This window comes from Sphingorhabdus buctiana, from assembly GCF_042680825.1.
Taxonomy (GTDB): domain Bacteria; phylum Pseudomonadota; class Alphaproteobacteria; order Sphingomonadales; family Sphingomonadaceae; genus Sphingorhabdus_B; species Sphingorhabdus_B buctiana.
Genome location: NZ_JBHUEL010000008.1, coordinates 258,711 through 280,169 on the forward strand (window position 1 = coordinate 258,711; position 21,459 = coordinate 280,169).

Here is a 21,459-nt window from a genome sequence, read left to right on the forward strand (position 1 = left end):
CATGGCCGATTTCCTCAACCATCTCCTGTTTGGCATCTACCCCTATATCGCGCTGGCGGTGCTCGGTCTGGGGTCGGTCATCCGTTATGATCGCGAACCCTATAGCTGGCGCTCCGGCTCAAGCCAGCTCTTGCGGCGCAAGCAATTGATGTGGGGATCGGTGCTGTTCCACGCTGGTGTACTGGTCATTTTCTTCGGCCACGCCGGAGGATTGCTGACGCCCATCGCCATATTCGATGCCCTTGGCATTCCGCATGGCTCAAAGCAGGTGATGGCCATCGTTGTTGGTGGCGTGGCTGGAATATTGGCCTTTGCCGGTGCCAGCCTGCTGCTCCATCGCCGTTTGACCGATCCGCGCATCCGCGCAACATCGAGTTTCAGTGACATCATGATTCTTGTTCTCCTCTGGTTGCAACTGGCCTTGGGCCTCAGCACCATTCCAGTGTCGATGGACCATCTCGACGGGCATGAAATGGTGAAATTCATGAACTGGGCGCAAGGCATTTTCACCTTCCAAGGTGATGCGGCTTTCTATGTCGCGGACGCACATATCATCTTCAAACTGCACCTGTTTCTGGGCCTGACCATCCTGTTGCTTTTCCCCTTCACGCGGTTGGTGCACATGCTGTCGGCACCGATCCGCTATGTCTGGCGTCCCGGTTATCAGGTCGTGCGCTCGCGCAAACTGGGGATGCGTCATGGCTGAGGTTTTCGAACACCCACCGGTGTCAGTGAACGGTTGCGAGATCAGTGCGGCGGCCATAGGTGTCGAAGTTCAGAACCACCCAGCATCGGGTGCTGATACGGCTTGGGAGAGCGCCGCACGCGCTTTGGTTTTCCGCCAGCTGTTGATCGACGAGGCCAACAGGCTCGAAATTATGAGCGTTGGGTTGGTCGACGCAGAGGGCCGCAAGCTGGCTGACGAGGATGCCCGGATCGAGGCGTTGCTCGAACAGGAGGTTCGCTGTCCGAACGCCGATGAGACAACTATCCAGCGCTTTTACGAACGCCATGCCGATCGCTTCACCTCGCCAACATTGGTTGAGGCCGAACATATCCTTTTTTCGGCCTCGCCCGACGATGATCTGGCCTATGGGCTGGCAACCGGTGATGCACGCATGGCGATACGGGCATTGATGACGGATCCCGGACGTTTCGCCGAATTGGCACTCAAGCATTCGGCATGCCCTTCAAGAGAACAGGGCGGAAATCTGGGCCAGATCGGGCCGGGACAGACCGTCAAGGAGTTCGAGGATGTCTTGTTCGATCTTGGCGAAGGTGAACTGCACCCGGAACCGGTCAAGACGCGTTTCGGCGTCCATGTCATTCGCGCTGGTCGCCGCATTGTTGGCGAGCAAATACCGCTGGAGTTTGTACGCGACAAGATTGCCCAATATCTGGAGGAAGCAAGCTGGCGTCGGGCAGTCGCGCAATATCTGGCAATCCTCGCATCGCAGGCAAAGATCGAAGGCGTTGACATCGGGGGAGCCGACGGCCCGCTTGTGCAATGAGCGAATTTGATGCCCAACATGCTGGCGGGGCAAGACTGGCGGATCGCCATGGTCGTCGCTTCGAATATCTCCGCCTGTCGCTGACCGATATGTGCAACTTCCGCTGCAGCTATTGTTTACCAGACGGTTTCCGAAAAGCGCGTGGAGCGCCATCCAACTTGTCGATCGATGAAATTCGAAGGCTGGTGGAGGCGTTCGCCCAGCTCGGACTCTGGAAGGTGCGCCTTACCGGCGGTGAACCGACCTTGAGGCGAGAATTTCTGGAGATTGCACGAACAGTCACTGGCATAGAAGGCATCCGAAAAGTTGCCGTTACCACCAATGGCTACCGGCTGGCGGAGCGGGCGCAAAGCTTTGCCGATGCAGGGATCAGCGCGATCAACGTCAGTATGGATTCTCTGCAACCTCAGCGTTTCCGCGCTATTACAGGTCACGACCGGTTAGGCCAGATCTTAGAAGGCATTGCCGCCTGTCGTGCGGCAGGCATATCGTCGGTGAAGCTGAACTCGGTACTGCTCAAGGGACTGAACGACGATGAGGTGGATGATTTCCTGGCCTTTGTCGGTGAGCATGACCTTACCCTGCGCTTCATCGAAGTGATGCGCACCAATGACAATCCAGGCTATTTCGCGGCGCATCATCTTCCCGGAACCTTTATCAGCGAGCGGCTTGAGACGATCGGTTGGCTAAAACAGGCGCGGCAAGCTGCCGCAGGGCCAGCGATCGAATATACCAATCCTGATGGACCAGGCCGCATCGGTATCATCGCGCCCTATTCGAGAGATTTCTGCACCAGCTGCAACCGGCTGCGCGTTTCGGCGACTGGGAAACTGCACCTGTGTCTGTTTGGCGATGCAGGTATCGACCTGCGTCCACTGTTGCAGCAGGACAGCCAGAAAGGCGAACTGATCGCACGATTGCAGCGGCTGGTCACGACCAAGGCTCCTGCGCACTTGCTGCATCAAGACAACAGCGGTGCGACCCCACATCTCGCATCTATTGGTGGATGAATATGGCAGGAATAGACGAAAGCTTACCCTTTTACCCGCTCGGCATGGCGGTGCTGACCATTTCGGACACGCGCAGCGAAGAAACCGACACATCGGGAGCGCTGCTTTTCGAGCGATTAACTGGAGCCGGGCACAGACTGATCGACCGCGCCATCGTCCGTGACGAAATTGATGCAATTCAAGCAGTTCTCAAAGGCTGGATTGCCAATCCCGAAATCGAAATCATCCTGACTACCGGCGGCACAGGATTTTCCCCGCGCGACAATACGCCAGAAGCCGTCAAGCCGTTGTTGCGCCGCGAAATGGACGGGTTCGCTATCGCGTTCCAGCAAAAGAGCCTGCAAACCGTCGGTGTCGCCGCAATGCAATCACGCGCCTTTGCCGGACAGGCGGGCGACAGCTTCATCTTCTGTGTCCCGGGATCGACCGGTGCCTGTCGCGATGCCTGGGACGGCCTGCTCGAACTGGAATTCGACAGCCGCCACAAGCCCTGCTCGATTGCAGGCGCTTTACCACGGCTGCGTGAGGTCTGTTCATAATGAAGGCGATTATCACTTTCCAAGTTCGCACGAAGGCAGGAGGCGCAAACGAAGGTCGCACAACGGCCAATTCTCGCCATCCCTCTAAAGGGCCACAATTTGGCCGTTTCAAGACGTTCGACTGACTGCATGAAGCAACTGCGGTCGCGCAAAGTGCGACACTCATTTGCGGAGAAAATGGCAGCTTCGTTGGACAATCCTGACAGTCCGGTTTCGGAGCACAGCTGGGATAAGCTGCAGTACGTTCACGGCACCGGACTAAGTCCGCTTGGCGCCCAATACTGGTCGTTGATGACCATTCTTCAACCACCCGAAAGTGGACAATCGCCACTCCGTCGTTGGAACGCCGCCTTTTGGTAGCCACACTTTGTTACGATTTGTGGCGCAAATGAAGGGATAATTGATTGCAACCCATTGATGATTATCTATTTGTCAGCCAGTGTAGCATCCTTACCTCTCTGCCACTTTCGCCAATTATTTATCCTAAACCGGCACACTGATCCGCGCACGAATTTCCTTGCGCAGCACTTTGCCAACCGGGCTGCGGGGCAGTTCGGGCCAGAAGAAAACGTGCTTGGGCGTTTTCACGCCGCCCAGCCGGGGACGGCAATAATCGAGCAGCTCCTGTTCCGAAACGGCAGTGCCCTGCTTGCATTCGACGACGACCGTCACTGCTTCGCCCCAATCGGCATCGGGTAGGCCGATTACGCCGCAATCGGCCACGGTGGGGTGGCTGTTTACCACCTGTTCGACTTCGGCTGGATAGACGTTGAAGCCACCTGTGATGATCAGATCTTTTTTGCGATCTACGATGTGTAGGAAGCCATCGGCATCGACAAAGCCGATATCACCGGTGTGGATTAGGCCGCCACGCAGAACCTCAGCCGTGGCGCTGTCATTTTGGTAATATCCACTCATGGCGAGATCGCTCTCTAAGCAGATTTCGCCGGGGATGCCGTCTGCCAAAATGCTGTCATCATCGCCTTTGATCACCACCCGTGTGCCGATTGACGGCCTCCCACAGGCTGACAGTCGGTCGTCATCAGCTAGGCGGCCATCGATAAAATGGTCTTCCGGTCGCATGAAGGTCACGAATGTGTGACACTCGGTCTGGCCGTAGCATTGCGCCATTACAGGACCAAACAGGGCGAGGGCCTGCTTCAATCGACTTACGGACATGGGGGCCGCGCCATATATGAAGTGGCGCAGGCTAGAAAAATCGTGAGTGTCGGCACCCGGCAGGTCGAGTAGGCGATAGATCGCCGTGGGCGGCAGGAAGGTCGTAGTCACCCGCTGTTCGGCGATCAAATCGAGAAAGCGCGGCAAATCGGGCCGGGCCATCATGACGATAGTTCCACCCTGCGCGACAATCGGCATGGCCAGCATTCCCGCCGCATGCGTAAGCGGGGTGGCAGCGAGCAGCACCGGCGCCGGGTAGGACATTTCGGCGAGAAACTTTTCCACGAAAGCGAACACCGCGCGGTGGCTAAGCAGCACGCCCTTGGGCTCACCAGTGGTGCCGCCTGTCTGACCAACAAAAGCTGTGTCGGCGAGCGTGGCGCGGGCCGGCGGCGGCGATGACTGATGCCCAACGATGAACTGGTCCAGCGTGGGATCACCGCCGGATGGCGCATCTAGCGCCACGAACAGCGCGACCTTGGGTAGAGAGGCGCGGATCTCGTCCACTACCGCTGCCAGAGCGCTGTGATAAAACAGCACGCGGACATTGACGAGGTTAAGCGCACTGGCGATCGCGGCAGGCGGGTTATGCGGATTGGCAGGCACATAGGCCATGTCGGCGCCGAAGATGCCGAATGCAGCGGTAAAGGCGACCGGATCATTGGGACTCAGGACAGCTGCGTGGTCGCCCAGCCCGAAGCCGGCGGAACCCAGCGCTGAGGCAATCCGCTTTGCAAGGCTGACGGCCTCGGCATAGCTGGTTTCCACACCATCAAACACTGCGAACGGGCGGCCATCAGAGCGCTGGGCACCGCGTTCGAGCAAGCTGAATATTGACATAGTGCTATTTCCCGATGTTGGCGAGGACGGTGCGCATCATGTCGGCCTGGCCCCGCTTGGCAGCGTTCGACAGCCCGGCGGTGAGGCCGCCATCGACGACCAGGTCCTGCCCGGTAACATAGGATGATTCATCACTGGCGAAGAAAACGGCGGCGGCGGCGATATCATCCCCGTTGCCGGCGCGGCCGACGGGCATGGCCTTCGCAAAAACGCCCTGCAACGCGGTTAGAGCGCGGTCCTGATCGGCAGGCTGGATACCCAGCGATTGCAGGAAGATTGGTGTGGGGATTGCGCCCGGCGATACCGTGTTCACACGGATGCCGTGATCGGCCAGTTCAAGCGCCATGCAGCGGGTAAAATGGCAAACCGCTGCCTTCAAAGCGCTGTACAGCGAAGGCGAACTGTTGGCGCGGTGTGCCGCCGTCGAGCCGTTGTTGAGAATGGAGCCGCCGCCCTGCGCCTGCATCACCGTGGCCACGTGCTTGGTGACTAGCACGACACTACCAAAGATTGCCATGGACGCGCTGGCAATCTCCTCGGCCGGCAGCGCCGTGACCGGGGTGTCGCGCAAGGCCGGGGCGGCGTTGTTGAACAGAAAATCGATCCGCCCGCCGCCGAGGTCCTCCGCGGCTTTGACCAGCGCGATGACGTCGGTCTCGTCGGTCACGTCGGCGCGCACGAAGCGGGCGCCCGGGCCGATCTCGGCGGCGACATCGGCGCCAGCTTCGCTGGAGCGGCCGCAGAATAGCACTTTTGCGCCTTCGGCGACAAAGCGCCGGACGACGTCGACGCCGATGCCCGATGTCGCCCCGGTGATGAGGGCCGTCTTGCCGGCCAATCGCTGTGTCATGATACCCGTTCCCTTCAATAAACCGACGGAAGCCCGGCGCCTGGTACGTCGACCTGCACAGTAAATAGTCGCCCGGTCGGATTGCCCGCCATCACCACGCGGTCATAGCTGTCCGAGGCGGTGATCAGCAGCGTGCGGCCATCGGCACCGCCCAGGGCAACGGCAGTGGCCAAGGTTGTGCCCATGTCGATCTCCTCCAGCACAGCGCCGCCTTCGGCAACCCGCACCACGCGGCCATGACAAGCAGCCCAGACCGCCCCGCTGGCATCAAGGCACATCCCATCCGGCATCTCGCCCGGCAGCGCGGCAAAGCAGGTGCGCTGGCTTATCGTACCATCGGCGGCGAGCGCGAAGGCGTGGACGCATTGATCAAGCGAATCCGCCACCAGCAGGCGCTTGCCGTCGGGCGTGATCACCATGCCGTTGGGGAAATTCACTTCCGTCGTGGCCACGGAAACGCGACCATCGGCATCGACGCGGGCCAGCACGCTGGGTTGGGCCGCGATCTCGCCACGAGCATAGGCGACGAAATCGAAACTGACCGTATCGATGAAGCAGACGCCCGATGCCGTGCGCACCATATCATTGATGCCATAGGGCGCGATTTCGGCGAGCGAGGCCACCATTTCGGGTACAGCATCGGGCTGATCGAGCTGGACCCGCACCAAGCCCCGGCTACGCGCATTGGTGACCAGCATGGTCTTGTCGTTCTCAAATGCCGTGCCTGAAACCCAATCAGGCCCTTGATAGACCTGCTGGCGCTGGCCATCGGTGGAGACCGCAAACACCTGGCCGCGATCGATATCGCTCACGATGAATTGCCCGCGTCCGGCGTGCCAGCGCGGCGCTTCAGGAAAGAGGAAGCTTTCGGCAAACAAGACGGGGGTATGCTGCATGATGACGTTCCTCAATATTGGCGTTGGAGAATGGTGACGACGGCCGCGCCTTCTTCGATACCGAGCAGACCGCCGCTATTTTCCTGCAGCGCGGTGCGCGCGCCGCTGACCTGGCGGGCGCCTGCGGTGCCGCGCAGCTGCTGGGTTAACTCATATATCTGGCCGAGGCCGGTGGCACCGATGGGGTGACCCTTGGATTCAAGTCCGCCCGACGGGTTGACCGGGATGCGCCCGCCGATCCGCGTCTCGCCGCGCTCGGCCAACGGGCCGCCGTCACCCATTGCACAGAAGCCCAGCAGCTCGGTCATGAAGATTTCGCCAAACGCGGCCGCATCATGCACTTCGGCGACATCGATATCGTCTGGGCCCAGCCCGGCACGGTCATAGGCGGTCAGCGCCGCGCGCCGGGCCACATGCGCTTCGAAATCGGCAAAGTCGCGGGTGGCGGCCGAGGTCAACTCGCAGGCCTTGATCAGGATGGACGGCGTCTGTCCCTGCAACTTTTTCAGCCCGGCATCGGTGCACAGCAGCACCGCCGCCGCGCCGTCAGACAGTGGCGAGCACATCGCCACGGTGAGCGGAAAGCCCAATGGCCGTGAGGCCAGCACCTCATCAACCGTCATCGCCTTGCGGAAATGGCATTTTTCATTGTGGACCGAATGATCATGGTTCTTGGCCGCCACGATCGCCAGCTGGCGTTGCGTGGTGCCGAAGCGCGCCATGTGGGCGCGGCACAGCGCGGCATAGATATCCATGAAGCGGGTGCGGTGGCCGTCGCCGGAGGGGCCATCGACGCCGGCGCCCAGCCGCAGAAGATCATTAAGCGCTTCGTCCCCGGCACTGACGTCCATGCCGCCTTCAAAGGCGCGCATGACGGTGGCGCGCTGCGCCTCGCCGTCGAAGACCATCTTTTCCACGCCCACGGCAAGCACGATTTCGGTCGCACCGGAACGCAGATGCTGGCAGGCCAGCCACAGCGCGGTCGATCCCGACGCACAGGCGTTTTCGACATTGACGATCGGCACGCCTTCAACGCCGGCGTGGCGCAGCGCGATTTGGCCGGGGATCGACAACTGGCTTTCAAGCAGGCCCTGCAGCGTGTTGGAGAAATAGGCGGCCTGCACGTCATCAGGCGTGGCGCCGACATCGGCCAGACAGGCCGCGACGGCCTCTGCAGTGAGCGATTTGACCGTGGCGCCCGGGTTGGGGCCGAACTTCGTCATCGCGACGCCTGCGACATGGATGGTGGTCATCTTTTGCTTTTCCTCAAATGGGCCATCGCTCGGACTCTCTCAATAGCGGCCAAGATCATGCGCAAACACAACCGGCCCTTTCCATGTTTTCTGTAGTTCCGCCTTTGCCGCCTTCATCCGGTTGGGGGTGATGCCGATATGCGTAAAGACGACCTTCTTCACGCCAGCAGATTGCGCCAGGCGTCCTGCGGCTTCGGGGCTCAAATGATGCTGGGCAAAATGTGCTCGAGCTGTTTCGAAAAATGCAGGCGGCGCATTGGGCCGACTGGCACGGATTGTAGCGACGGCACCGTCCAGATCGAGGATCGATGAGACCAGCACATCCGCACCGCGTGCCAATTCGCTAACCAGTCCGCTGGGTCCGGTGTCCCCAGTCAGGACTATGCTGCGTCCCGGCAATTCGAACCGCAGCGATAAAGATTGTGCCAATGCCGGATCGGGCGCCTGGTCACCCGAAAGATAGTGCGTATTGGCAACCGCGCGAACTGTGACGCCTTCGACAGTCAGTTCTGCACCGTCACCAAATTCGACAACTTTCACCCCGTCTGCCGGAATTCTGACCGGTACACCTGGCAACGCGGGGCTGGTTAGCTTTAGAGGTTCCATTGCAGCGACAAGCCCCGCGATCAGCGCCTTGGTACCCGGTGGTCCATAGACTGTGATCGGCGGATCCATCAGCTGATAGCGCCGCGAAAGTAGCGCGAACAGCCCACCGACATGATCGGCATGGATGTGGGAAATCACGACACTTTTCAGTGGCAGAGGATCGATTCCGGCGCGCGCCATCTGTTCGACCGCGCCGTCCCCAGCATCGACCAATATCATGCCACCTTCCCAGCGGAGAAGCGTGGCGGGTTGGCCGCGCGAGGGGTTCGGCATCGGTCCGGCCATGGTGCCAAGTGTGATGATTTCAGGCTGCGCGTCAGTCGTCGCGGCTCTGCTTGATCCCGCGAGGATCGCGGCGGCGAACAGAATGCCTTTCGCAGCCAGAACCGCTACACTGGCCAATCGTCTTGCTCCGCCGCGCATCGATCAGAACCCGAACCGGGCGGTGACACCGACCTGGCGTGGCGCACCCAAATAGTTCTGATAGCCAGAAGTTGTTCCAAAGAAGCTCAGAACACCCGATTGCTGCACAATGGTTTTGTTAAACAGGTTGCTTGCCCAGAATGAAAGATCCAGCCCGTTTTCAAAGCGCACGCCCATCCGCGCATTCACGAGCGCAAATGCCTTTTGAACATGGCGGGGATCAAGGCTGGCGCTGTTGACGTTCGCCTTGCTCTGCCAATTCAGATCGGTGCGGGCGTAAAGCTCACCCACCGATAGCTGATGCTCATATTGCAGTGCGCCGGTCATCCGCCACTTGGGTGCCAGCGGCAATTGCGAGCCAGAAAGATCGCAACTGGTGAACACACCGGTCGGAGTCGGATTAGAATCGGGCGTACGTCCAAACCAGCAGGCACCGCCGGTATAGGATTTGAACTCTGAATCTATATAGGCACCGCCCAGATTCATGGTGAGGCCATCGGCCAGCCTGAACGTTCCTTCAGCTTCAATACCTGTAACCCGGACTTTGTCCGCATTGTTGACCAGATACTGCAGGCCTACAAAACCGGCATTCTGATAATCGTTATAGTCTGACCGGAACAGGCTGAGCGCAAGGCGCGCCCGGCGATCTGCCAGATCGAACTTGCCGCCCAGTTCCCAATGATCAACCGTTTCAGCGCCAAAGCCACGCAGGGCAGGAACCGCGCTACCGAAGCCGATATTATATCCACCCGATTTCGAACCGCGCGCATAACTCGCATAGATCAACGCATCGTCATTCGGCGTAATGTTGGCGGTGACATTCCATGTGAAGTTGTCATCCTTTATATCCGGAAGCTTGCCATTGATCGGAACACCGGCCGGGAAGGTCGCTGCAGGTACAAGGCTTGCGGTCAGGATATTGATCCCGGCGAGCGGATGACCGACGGGCAAGTTCGGGTTCGGCGTGAACGTTGCTCGGTTGTTGATAGAGGCCTTTTTAGTTTCGGTCTGCCAGCGCAGGCCTGCCGTGAGAGAGAACAAATCGCTTAAACTATAGGTAGCCTGGCCGAACAGCGCGAAATATTTTGAACTCGCCCTCGAATCCTGGAAGCCCTTGTCGCCGGGCTGTCCATATACCACTTGCGCCGGAAGTATGCCCGGTGCGAGCGGGAATAGGGCTGCAGCGGGCTGGATTTCAAACATCTCCGTTTGTCCGCGATCGCCGCGCTCGAACTTTGTGTCCAGATAGTAACCGCCCAACAGCCATTCGACTGTCCCGCCCGTGGGTGAAACGAGGCGCAGCTCCTGCGAAAAGCTCTCTCCTGCCTGTGTGTCACGGAAGGTGATCAATGGCAGCGCAACCTGATCAATATCGGTGGCGAGCAATTCGCTTTCATATTGCGACCAGGCTGTGATCGAGGTCAGAGTCGCCAATCCCAGATCGGCGGTCAACGTCCCCGACACCATATCCGAACTGCTGTTCGAACGATTGGGATCGGTGGTGCAGATTATCCGGTTTGTCGGGTTGTTATCCGGGCAAGCCGTAACGCCGAAGCGGGCGTTGAGTATCGGATTATTGTCCAGCAAGTAGCTGGGTTCGGGCGACACGCCGCGCGTCCAGTCTGGATTGGTGCCGTTACTGTCAAGCACTTCGCTGCGCGCACCGGTCAGATTGAAGGTGATCGAATCCGACAGGTCAAATTCGATTTGCCCACGCAGTGCATAGCGCTTCATTTCATTTGCCTGTTCGGCACTGGTCAGATTGCGGAAACTCGCTCCAGCATCATAATAGACACCAGTCACTCGTGCACGAACGCGGTCGGAGATCGGGCCAGACAGCGATCCGGCAATCCGATAGGCCAACGGTGTCCGCCCGCCTTCAATCCAGGAGAGTGTGCCTTCGATGCTGCCTTCAAAGCTGTCCGAAGGGCGCTTGGAAACGACGCTGATTACGCCTGCTGTCGCGTTCTTACCGTGGAGGGTCGATTGCGGTCCTTTGAGAACCTCAACTCGTTCCAGATCAACCAGATCGTCGACGCCAATCCCGCTGCGCGGCATGTAAACGCCGTCGATGAATAGCGCGACGCTGGGCTCGAAAGTCGGGATATTGGGATCGGTACCCAGGCCACGAATGCGATAGCTTTGCGCCAGCGGCTGATTGTTCGCTACCAGCGAAAGCGAAGGGACAAGAGCTGCAACTCCGGCAATTCCGGTTGCACCTGCATCGCGCAACGTATCTGCACCGACAGCAGAGATCGACATTGGAACATCCTGCAACGATTGTTCGCGCTTCTGCGCGGTAACGACGATCTCTTCGATGCCGCTATCGTCTGCAGGCGCATCCTGCGCCATCGCTGGCGCTGCCATCAAAGCAGCCGCAATCGAGATGCTGCTTGCATGTGCAAGCCTGAAATTACCCTGTGCCATAGACAAAACCTCCCTATCCCGCTGAAGCAGCGAGTGAATTGAACTTCCCTTTTTGTATTAAAATCGGGGACTTAAATCATGGCCCGGTCCCTGCGGGCTTTTTCAGGTCACTCAGCACCAGCCGCGTCACCTCAATCAACATTTCGCGGAAATCGCTGCGCGTGAAGCGCGTGAGTTCCAGACGCTGTTCGGCATGAATGCCAACCATCATCGCTAGGATCGATGCAGCAGCTAAATAAGCGCGCCGCCCTTCGACACCTGTTTCACGCGTCAATTCTGCTGCGATCAGTTGGCGCAGATGCTCATGAAAGTCGGCATAAACCGGGCGGATGGTGGAATTGTCGCCAAATTCGACCAACATCCTTGCGAAGAAATCTGCCGTCGATGAATTGTCAAACGCACGGTCGAGACGCTGGATCAGATCGATTGTCCCGGAGTTCTCGGCAGGCACCAAATTTGCCTTGGCGCGTGAAAGCGCTTCGTCGAGGCACGCCTCAAGCAAACCAGCCTTGGTCTTGAAGTGGAAGAAGACAGTTGCCTGACCATAGCCTGCATGCTCGGCAATCTCTTCCGTCTTCGTTCTGGCAAAACCTTGCTTGCCGAAAATCAGAGTCGCCGAATCAAGTATCTTGCGCCGCGCCTCCGCAGAATTTTTGGAAACGCCCCGAATCCGCCCTTTTGCGGGCAGATTGGATGTCGATTCGAGTTTATCAGCTTTTCCCATTGCGCTCTTATGGCACAATCGCAAAAACTGAGCAATGACTTATTTGAGTCATGACTCAATTAAGTAACCAATCGGTTTGACTCCGCGTTCCTGAACCTAGCGGCAGGCTGGACGAGCCAAAGGGAATGCCGCATTTTCAGCGCCGGACCCGCGTGGCCCAATGTCGCGAATTGGCCGTTCTGCGACCTTCTGCGTTTTGAGACTGAGGACGCTCAGCTGCGAGAAACGACATTCGGACAATTTGCGAACGTCAACTTCTGGAGGAAGGGGACAGTCGAGTTTTGAACCGCGGCGCCGAAAAGCCGCCGGTGGTTAATATAGTCACCTGGCGGCAAACTTGTCAGACCTTCCGGCTCGTCTCCTTTCGAGAGAGCTTCCGGGCAGTAATGCAGCTCGCCACGTGCGCGTGTACTCGACCAATCGTGAGTCCTCGAGTTTCCATCGTAAATCTAGTGCGGGCTGGAGACGAAACGCGTCTTTATTAGCTGTGCCAGCAGGTGAGGAAATAGCTGGTCGCGTACTCAGTTGCCAACTATCATTTGATATGGAAATTTAGCTGCTCAGGCTCGTTCGAACCAACTGGTTGTTTTTACTCCAGCCTTCGAAAGCCAGAGGCAGCCATTCCACCTTTTGCGTGGCCCCTCATTTGCTTTTGGATCGGGCCAGCCCGTGCGTTCTCCGAATCCTACCCAGACTGGATCTAGTCCCTCATTGGCCAGCACGGGCAGAATTTTGCTTTTACGCACAAGGCAATAATACGCGCGGTCGCCTCCGCCGCTGATTACAACCAACTCACCACTCGTGTTGAAGTAGCGGCCCAAGTTAATCGGATCGGGACGAATGTTTAATGCCGCAAACAGCCAAGGATGTGGGACATGAAACTGGAAACCATTTGGCATTGAACCGTCGAGATGGTGCTCCCAATGATATCCATAACTGCAGCGGACAAAGCGGAACTCCGGACCTTTCCATTGATGTTCAACGGCCCATTTCGAAGTCGGCCAAGTGTTTCTCAGTCCAGCTTCATATAAATAAGGACCATCGGTAAAGTCGGGCGGCAACCATTCGTGGAAATCAATACCTGCGGCTTCGATACTCTTGACAAATCCCGCCCTCGCCCGCTTTTCAATGGCGACCATTTGAAGATAATGAAATTCGTCCTGTCGAAATGGTGCGCCGGTGAAGGTCAATTTGTCATCGTATTTCGTCGAAACCGAACCAGAGCGATATAGTGCAATCCAGTCGTCAGCATCATCTACATCGTGGCAAAGCGCAAGTGAAAGGCTGCCACTAATCAAATTGGCATCCTCGACCCAAGCGACCATATCGTCAGGCTCAACATGTTCGATTTTCAGCTTTTTCGGCGCCGACATTCCGTCGGGGAGAGGCAGGTCCACTTCTTCGGAAACGGGCGGCGTGGTCGGGTCGATGTCGCGGTTGTATTCCAGATCCAGAGGGTTGTCGTAAACCTTCGCCGACTTGCTTCCCCACTTTTCAACCAACCAATAGTTGTCTGCCATGCGTGCCAAAAGTTCGTGATAAGCGATCCACTGATATTTTTTGCCAATTCGTTCGATCTTGTGCGACCGATGGCGCGAGTGTCCGCCGCCAGCGTCGCGCGGAAAAAGTTTTTCTGTCCAACCCATCGAGAGCGCACGGTAGGCGACCCAAAGCCTTAATTGCCGCGGATCGGGCCGCGCAAGGACATTGCCATTAGGCAAAATCCATTCGTTTCGATGTTCCAGAGCTGGGCGAATCTCAGTTTCATAGCGGCGCTGCTGGTCCTTGGTCAGGCCAAGAAACAAGTAAGATTCTAGTTGAGGTATCAGCCCCTCTGTATCCTCATCGCCTGCTTTCTCTTCTGGCCGCCGAAGAACATAGGCTTGCTCGACCAATTTCATCCAATCTTCATTGCTGGCATTTCCGACGATGAAATCCTCTTTGAATTTACCGATAGCTTCGTCTGGGCGCAGTGGCTTCGCACCTTTAAGCGGCTGAAGTGTCAAGTCCCGGGTGTGACTTTCCACGACATATCGACCGAAATCGCCTACAAACCCAACGCAAGAAGACATAATCGAACGGTCGCCGACCTTGTTTGCCCTTGCCTGAACCTTGTCTTCAGCCAAGCCGAAGCGCGGCAACGCGCTTTTGTAAGGCGGACGACAAAGCAACGGGTCAATGCCTTTTGGCAGAGCCCCCTTCTGCTCCGCCATATCGATAATCAGCCGCGCGTAGTCGCGTAGCAGAATGTGAGGGGTAACCTTGGGTCTTGCGAAAATTGCCAGATAGACTGATTGAGCATAAATTTTGAGGCGATCCGGATCAGGATCTCGCAAGCAAGCCCCGGCAGCTGCTGCCAAAACACGTTCAAGTACGTAAACGTCGTCGATGTCCTTGAACCGCTTCAGCATCTCAGGAAATAACTCGGAGCTGTGAAGCAATATATGCGTGACTGCCTTCGTCGCTCTGTCTCGCAGCCGCGAGTTTGTTGAGGTGAAGAGCCATCCCACAGCGACTAAAGCCAGCGATAAGCAATCGTTCGAACAACGGCTGACTGCCGGTCCCAACGCCCAGCGAACGATGCGTTCGCTTGGTCTTGGTTCGTCCCATTCGCTCTCATTGATGGCAAGCGTCCACCAAGCGTCGCGCTGCGGCATTTTTTTTGCCGCTAGATTATTGTGGAGCATCTTAGCATTCCACGGATGCTCCGTGACCAACGCCAATTCCAGAAGCAGATCGATCTTCTGCTCATGGTTACGAGGCAAGACGTTTAGCAGTTCTATGCTGCGGTCGCTAAACGATTCACATTGTCTCCACCGAGCGCTTTCCACAAAAGCGTCTTGCACGTAGTAATCGTCCCACCATTTGGCGGTGCCACCCGGCAATTCATCGACAATTTCAACCCTCCACCGATCGGCGAATTCGATCGTAAGCGCTTGAAATACTCCATTCCAACGCCAGTCGACACCATGTGCCCCTAGCATGAATGACAGAGGCCCTCCTGCTGAAAAATGCCCTGTTGGTTGATCAACGCCTTCAAGCAGGCCTTGCGCAACAAGGTGATCTTGAAAACGCTGGAACCCGAACCGTACAACCTCCTCGACTGGCTCCATCGGATCGAGTTTGGATGGATCGATGTCGGGATTTATGTCGAACCTCAGCAAGCTGCGTGATCGCAATATATCGATCCATGCGCGCGATTGCGCTGGAAACGTCGAAAACGCCAGGTCGATTATTTGCGCCGCTTGCGCACGTTCCAAAAAGTCAATTCGACGCGTCGCCATAGCTTGGGCCATGCCGAGCATGGCGGTTTTTAGAGGTGCGATAAGGTCATTCGAACCATCGTAACTAGTACCGAGATGCCTTGCCGCAGTGCTCAAATAGAAGCTCAGTAGATGGCGCGTGCCTCTCAATCCTTTGGGAAACTCCTTTTGGTTCTCCTTTTCGAGAGCAATACACGTTGTTCGCAGGAAAAGCGGATTGGAAAATTCTGGCGACAGCCATGGTGTCGGTGGCCGGAGTATGCCGCGCCGGTCCATGTATATCTGCGCGGCGCGTTCCTGCTCCTCAACGGTCGCGAAGCCCATTACCTCTGTAGTGATCGATTTCCGTTTCGCTGCGTCAGTGAGGACAAAGTCAGCATATTCCGAACGGCAGGATACACACAGCGCCAATCGGCTATACTGCAAAACCAAGTCGACAAAGCCGCTAAGTCGTTCTCGCCAAACGGCACCACCCGCCCCTTCGTTAAGTGCATCTATTACGATCAAGCACCGAGACTGCCGATGCTCGGCCTTGGTCTGTAATGCGCCAAGGAATTGTGGAACGCTCAGGTTGCCGAGGCCCAGCCGCTTGAGAATTTGTATCTCGGGTAATTCCGTCCCAACGAAGTCGGTGCCCAATAATATGACCGCCGGTTCTTTTGCCGCTAAAGCCCGTCCGACCTCACTTGCGAGCAGGTGCGACTTACCCGTACCCGCCCTGCCTAGGATAATGGCGCATTTCTTTTGTTCGGCCTCGTGTGTTGAGGCTGACAATGCGTAGTCTAAATCATCGATAGCCTCGCGGAGCTGATAAAGACTACGCCGTAGCGCGTCCCGCTTCTCCTTCGGCAGCATTGGTATTTCAGATTGATTGCCGCTCAGGTTCACTGAACCGGTATCCCAAACCGCTTCAGACAATTTGTATATTAGATCACGTGCAATCTTGACGTGCTCTAACCATTTTGAAGAAGGAAATGTCTGGTCTGCAGGTGCCGACAAATCAATTTCAATGTCTTCAAAGATGGTGAGATGCTCGGCCAACACCTCGAAATCGCGCTTCAAGGTGCCGGCTATTGCCGTTTCCACTTTGCCCACCCTACTTTCGCGCAACTTGTTCGCGCGGTCCATAATGCGGCCCGACCACTCAGTGGTCCGCCGGAGCGCATCGAAAATCGAGCGGGTGCTGACTTCGACATGATCTTCGGGGTGAAACCGGTCGTCAAGCTGCGATACTGTTCGAGCAAATTGCGTCTCAAACCAGGGTTGTGAGAAGGAGGCATCGCCGAACCAATATTCCTGCAATCCGGCAGCTCCTGGCGACGCCAGCATTTGTTCGATCTCAGAAGCGCCCCAGAAGCCAAAGGTGATATGCAACCCAAGTTGTGTCGCGGACGCTTCCCATTTTGATCTGTGCGAATCCCATAGCTGCCAGCCCGAAGTGCCTTTCGCCGTGGTACGCTGGGCGGTCAAATCGCAGGGCATGGCGACTTGAATGTGAGTTAATCTCGGGTGCGTTTGCAGTGCTGTAAGAATCGATCCATCTAACGCCTGCCAGTCGATTTCTCTCGGCCTCAAATGATATTTGGCTTGGTAGCCATATTCCCTATCGCCGGAGTGAAGCCAAAATGCCTCGATCCCGCCATCGCCACCGGCACCATTGATATGTCGAAATTCCGTAGCCCTAGCTGGCGGATTTAGGCGGCCAAGCTGCCGAACCAACGCCTCGAACGCTCCCCTCTGCCCATCCACTCCACTTCTAATTCGAGCGAAGTCCAGAGCCATAGATTGCCTTTCTTACGGTTTTTGTTGCTCACGCTCAATGCAGTTGTAGCAGATTATGCATTTACCGGCAGAAAGATCGGAAGCATTTTCGGCGCTAAAATGCAACGTTCCCTCCCGCATTTAGCTGAGCAGAATTGAGAGACAAATCGCAAGCGCATTTGGGCGCGCTTGTCGATAAAGTGCAAACATTAGGGATTGCATCTCGCTAAGTGAAAGACGAATCCAAGGCATTATGGATGCATTCGAATATGCGCAGGCACTCGAGCTGATGACCTCTCTTGGTGCTTTTGGCGAGGTCAAATTGAATTCTATTTCGGAGCGTTACCCGGCGCTGACGAAGCGGCTGACAGTGCTCGATCCATTAGCAACTGTCGCGACATTTTCGGGCCTGTTGTTGCAACCCGAACTTCAGAGCAATTGTCTTAGGATCGAGACTCTGATTCACCTCGCTTTGGCGGTAGGTAATGGGAAGCAGACACCCAATCCCAAACTCGTTGCTGATGGCTTCAACCAACTCGGCAACGGTTTATGTGGATCGATGGAAGACCCAGCGGAGGACGTTTTCGTCTCCTCGGTGCGCAGCCCGCGTGGCAATTTCAGGATTCTCGAAGGAATTTGGGAAGGGAATGCCTACTTCCTGCAAAAATTCATCGAAGCAGTGGAGGATATGCCCGTCGGCACCGGCTACGATGAAATCCGGACTAGCATATATGGCCTGCTGCGATTGTCCGACATGATTTGCGAACGCGCGGGACTTCAACGGAACCAGCTGGGTGACCAACTCAACATCGGGAAGATGTCGCTCAATGCAGCAGGGCAGTTCGTCGCGGCGAGGCATCAAGTCAGATTCAAACTTGCGGAACTGCCGGATTTAGGCATCGATCCGTTTTCTCTAGCACCGTTCCTGTTTACACCCTGTGATCGGGCTCTGTTGCTTAGCCAGACGATCGGCAATTCGGATTTGGAACGACATCCGCTCGTCCGCGACGGAACGTACCTTTACATAGCTCTGCCAACAGCGATCAGCGTTGCAATACGGAATTTCGTGATCGAACGCATGACCGAAGCGGGAATGCGGGACGCATTTTGCCGGGGTCTCGCCAATGTTTATGCGCGCACGCTTCGGAGCTTGCCGCTCCTTGGGGCTAGACGCCCGCCAGCGATCAATTTCAAACCTGAGCCACACGCTGCGATTACCCAAGTTGGTATCGAGTTCGATGTTGGCCGCTTCATCCAACTCCTCTTCTTTACCGACAACCTGCGGGATTTCGAGGAGACCGGCTTTTCCGGATTGAATCCAGACACGATGGAGCTGGACGATGCACTGTCAGAATCCATCGCCGCCTTTCAGAAGCACGCGCAGCAATCGGATGGCTACCGGGGCGGCCTTACCCTCATCGTGGGATGTGGAATCGGGCGGGCGGCCAGCGTAATGATGGAAAATGATCAAGACTCGAACTGGCGAATTCTTGGCTGCTCTTCCTATGATTTTGAGACGCTGAGCTGGCTGACCGAATTCAAGCCTGAAACGATGTGGCGGATTTTGGAAGGCCAGGCCAAAGTCGAGCAATTAGGGGTCGCACTTCAAAACGCCAATGGCCTGCTGAACTTGGTTGCGTGGTCCAGAGAACTGAACGGGCACCTCGTCCCGCATGGAGAAGTCCCGGATGATGTCGGCGGTCCTGGCCAGCAGGCCATGATGATCGTCACCCAGAACGGGATACGCGAACTGCGTCATTCGGTCGCCAAAACCTGTGATGCTCGCGTCGCTCAATTTGTCGATGGGACTTGGCTGCCGATCCGCAAGAATCGCCTTTCGATCTTCAAGGACGATGAGCGTGCGCCGCTCTACGCCACCGAAGTGCCAGGCGAAGCCGGGCGGCCAATTGCAGCGTTTATAACGACACATCGAACCTGGTGGGTGGAACTCTTCATCCCGGAAGACGTTCCCGGATTATTCGGTTACGAGCGTTTCGCGATGCTGAGCACCTGGTTGAGCCGAGCGGCCGAAAAACTCGAAGGATTGGTCGGCCCGCCGCCAGGCCCCATCTACTGGAAAGCAGAATTTCGGGGCAAGCCGGGTGACTTCGGCCGGGATGAAAGGCGCGCGTCGTTTGACGAGGCGCGCGCGACAATCCAAGTCGAAGCAAAAGCCGGAGACTCGACCTTCCGAACTATTGCTGACACGGGGTTCGAGCGGGCCGTTTTCCATCCCGAGAATATCGCCGAGAGAGCGGTGGTCGCCGCACTTATCGATGCGGTAAATGAGCTTGCAGGCAAACCACTCTCGGCGATCCAAGCTGGTGAACTGCTTCAGGAAATTGTTAAGAGCCCTGCTGCCAGACATGGCCACGCTTTCGTGGCGCGTGAGTTTCGCGATCATGTGCGGGACGACATCGGCGGTGAAGTAATCCATATCAGCAGAGATGATGACGCCTTTGTCCGACTCGGATTGGGATGGGCGGAGCGCGACCGCAGTCTTGGGCCTAATATCGTCGGCAAGGCGGAGTGTTCGGCATTTCTGAATAGCGTGGTCCGTCAGCTGGAAGACGAGATTTGCGCTGACCTCAATCAATTTGGGCGCAACTCGTTTCTCAAGAAACTTCTCCGAAACAAGGAGTTTGCCGCCAATGATCGTGACCGGTGGCGCCGGACTACTGCCGCTATGATCGCGTTGCATCCTCCTGCAACGGAGGCGATGGAAACGATCGCGGTCCACGACTTCAAGCTCAATGCGGTTTTCCAAACGAGCCGGATTCTAGCCGAGATGGCCATTTGTGCATGCCCTGCTGCTGGTACAAAAAGACTCGGAAAGCTCGACCTTTCGCGCCTTATGGCAAAGGCTGGCCTGCTCTTTCACATTGGCGGTTGGTCGGATGCGATTCGTTGGGGTGTCATGAAGCCGGAACTGCGGATCACGCCACTGGGAGACATCCATGCCCAGTTTGGCTATGTGGACGAAATCGTCGAGCCTTTCGCGCGCGCTACTGCGGCCGATCGGACATCCAGCGATGCTGATAATTACCCGAAGCACCTTGAAGACTATGATCCTCAGTTAACAACTGGCCACCTTCTTGAGCCGGAATTTGCCGAAGCTTGGGAAGAGCAGTTTGGCCTGACATTCGACGAGACTCGCGTTTTCGTCGATCATTGCGAAAATCTGGGCATCACCGCAGGAAAAGGCGTCATATCCGTAAGACGAGCGGCGTTCGACAATGTTTGCGTCGAAGGGCAGGCTGTATCGCGAGAACGTGCTTTAGGACTGCTCGATGAGCTGACCCTGCTGCCGCGAGATGATTGGCGCGACGTTCCGACGGGCTTCAACGACAGGGATCGCCAACCTTGGAGATTTCGCCGAAGGCTGTCACTTCTGCGCAAACCGTTTCTGCAAATAGAGGAGGAAAGTGAGACCGCCCTCCTGTTCGCACCGGGCCAGATTCGGGATAGCTTCATTTATATGCTGGGGAACTACCATCGCGGCGAGTTTCCGCAGGAGCAACTCAGCCCGAAAATGAAATCCTGGGCAGGAAAATCAGCGGACCGGCGCGGTGCGGCTTTCTCGGCCGAAGTCGCCGCAAAGCTTGGGGAAATGGGTTGGCAAGTGGAGACAGAAGTGCGTGTAACGAAGCTACTCGGTCGAGGCTTCGACATGGACTATGGCGATGTTGACGTTCTAGCCTGGGATGCAGCCTCAAGTCGCGTTCTCATCATCGAATGCAAGGACCTTCACTACCGCAAAACCTATGGCGAGATTTCGGAACAACTTGCAGATTTCAGAGGCGAACTCCGGGATGACGGCAAGCGGGACTACCTGCTAAGGCATTTCGACAGAATGAACATATTGCATCAGCATTTGGCAGAGGTCGTTAGATATGTTGGCATTTCCAGCCAGCCCATTTTGGAAAGCCATCTTGTCTTCAAGAACCCTGTGCCGATGCAGTTTGCGCTGAAGTTTATGGAAGAGCGGGTTACGGTTAGCAACTTTGATCAGCTTCCAACGAATTTTGTCCGTTGAGGCCATTCGCACTCTCTACGCCGACTTCTCGCATACCCAAACTGAACGGATGGCTGGTTTTAACGGTCGTCGGACATGTCTTCCAACGTCCGGAGAGTTAGCGACAACTCCCGAAATGAATGTCGCAGTTGGAGTGAGTGC

13 protein-coding genes are annotated in these 21,459 nt (G+C 56.8%); 5 read left to right on the plus strand and 8 right to left on the minus strand.

The features are described 5' to 3' along the window. The first annotated feature begins 1 nt into the window (after position 1). From narI to ACFSAG_RS09525, 4 genes are read left to right on the plus strand one after another with little or no spacing between them, the layout of a single operon-like run. On the plus strand, positions 2-706 hold the full coding sequence (gene narI, locus ACFSAG_RS09510; protein WP_381513984.1) for a respiratory nitrate reductase subunit gamma: 705 nt from the start codon (positions 2-4) through the stop codon (positions 704-706). Beyond that, the gene (locus tag ACFSAG_RS09515) at positions 699-1,511 is read left to right on the plus strand and encodes a peptidylprolyl isomerase (RefSeq protein ID WP_381513987.1); all 813 of its coding nucleotides are present in this window, start codon (positions 699-701) and stop codon (positions 1,509-1,511) included. The genes narI and ACFSAG_RS09515 overlap by 8 nt, the downstream gene beginning before the upstream one ends. Beyond that, on the plus strand, positions 1,508-2,521 hold the full coding sequence (gene moaA / locus ACFSAG_RS09520) for a GTP 3',8-cyclase MoaA (protein ID WP_381513990.1): 1,014 nt from the start codon (positions 1,508-1,510) through the stop codon (positions 2,519-2,521). The genes ACFSAG_RS09515 and moaA overlap by 4 nt, the downstream gene beginning before the upstream one ends. A 2-nt stretch (positions 2,522-2,523) precedes the next feature. Further along, the gene (locus tag ACFSAG_RS09525) at positions 2,524-3,060 is read left to right on the plus strand and encodes a molybdenum cofactor synthesis domain-containing protein (RefSeq protein WP_381513993.1); all 537 of its coding nucleotides are present in this window, start codon (positions 2,524-2,526) and stop codon (positions 3,058-3,060) included. Positions 3,061-3,543: 483 nt separating this feature from the next. Here the strand turns inward: ACFSAG_RS09525 and ACFSAG_RS09530 are convergent, their stop codons facing one another. The 8 genes from ACFSAG_RS09530 to ACFSAG_RS09565 all read right to left on the minus strand — a co-directional run bounded on the left by ACFSAG_RS09530 (position 3,544) and on the right by ACFSAG_RS09565 (position 17,303). Continuing rightward, positions 3,544-5,079: a class I adenylate-forming enzyme family protein gene (locus tag ACFSAG_RS09530; RefSeq protein ID WP_381513996.1), complete on the minus strand. Its 1,536-nt coding sequence runs from the start codon at positions 5,077-5,079 to the stop codon at positions 3,544-3,546. Between the two features lie 4 nt (positions 5,080-5,083). After that, the gene (locus ACFSAG_RS09535) at positions 5,084-5,929 is read right to left on the minus strand and encodes an SDR family NAD(P)-dependent oxidoreductase (RefSeq protein ID WP_381513999.1); all 846 of its coding nucleotides are present in this window, start codon (positions 5,927-5,929) and stop codon (positions 5,084-5,086) included. A 14-nt stretch (positions 5,930-5,943) separates the two neighbouring features. Continuing rightward, positions 5,944-6,825, minus strand: coding sequence for an SMP-30/gluconolactonase/LRE family protein (locus ACFSAG_RS09540; protein WP_381514002.1), 882 nt, complete (start codon positions 6,823-6,825; stop codon positions 5,944-5,946). An 11-nt stretch (positions 6,826-6,836) separates the two neighbouring features. After that, the gene (locus tag ACFSAG_RS09545; protein WP_381514005.1) at positions 6,837-8,078 is read right to left on the minus strand and encodes a thiolase family protein; all 1,242 of its coding nucleotides are present in this window, start codon (positions 8,076-8,078) and stop codon (positions 6,837-6,839) included. A 39-nt stretch (positions 8,079-8,117) separates the two neighbouring features. After that, a complete protein-coding gene (locus ACFSAG_RS09550) occupies positions 8,118-9,086 on the minus strand; it encodes an MBL fold metallo-hydrolase (RefSeq protein ID WP_381514008.1) in 969 nt (322 codons plus the stop codon). Between the two features lie 24 nt (positions 9,087-9,110). Then, complete coding sequence (locus ACFSAG_RS09555) at positions 9,111-11,474, minus strand: TonB-dependent receptor (RefSeq protein ID WP_381514011.1); 2,364 nt, start codon at positions 11,472-11,474, stop codon at positions 9,111-9,113. 136 nt (positions 11,475-11,610) lie between these two features. Next, complete coding sequence (locus ACFSAG_RS09560) at positions 11,611-12,258, minus strand: TetR/AcrR family transcriptional regulator (protein ID WP_381514014.1); 648 nt, start codon at positions 12,256-12,258, stop codon at positions 11,611-11,613. A gap of 560 nt (positions 12,259-12,818) precedes the next feature. Beyond that, complete coding sequence (locus tag ACFSAG_RS09565; RefSeq protein WP_381514017.1) at positions 12,819-17,303, minus strand: NACHT domain-containing protein; 4,485 nt, start codon at positions 17,301-17,303, stop codon at positions 12,819-12,821. A 232-nt stretch (positions 17,304-17,535) separates the two neighbouring features. Between ACFSAG_RS09565 and ACFSAG_RS09570 the strand changes: the two genes are divergently transcribed. Next, entirely contained in the window at positions 17,536-21,318 is a 3,783-nt protein-coding gene (locus ACFSAG_RS09570) for a hypothetical protein (RefSeq protein ID WP_381514020.1), read from the plus strand. Positions 21,319-21,459 lie beyond the last annotated feature (141 nt).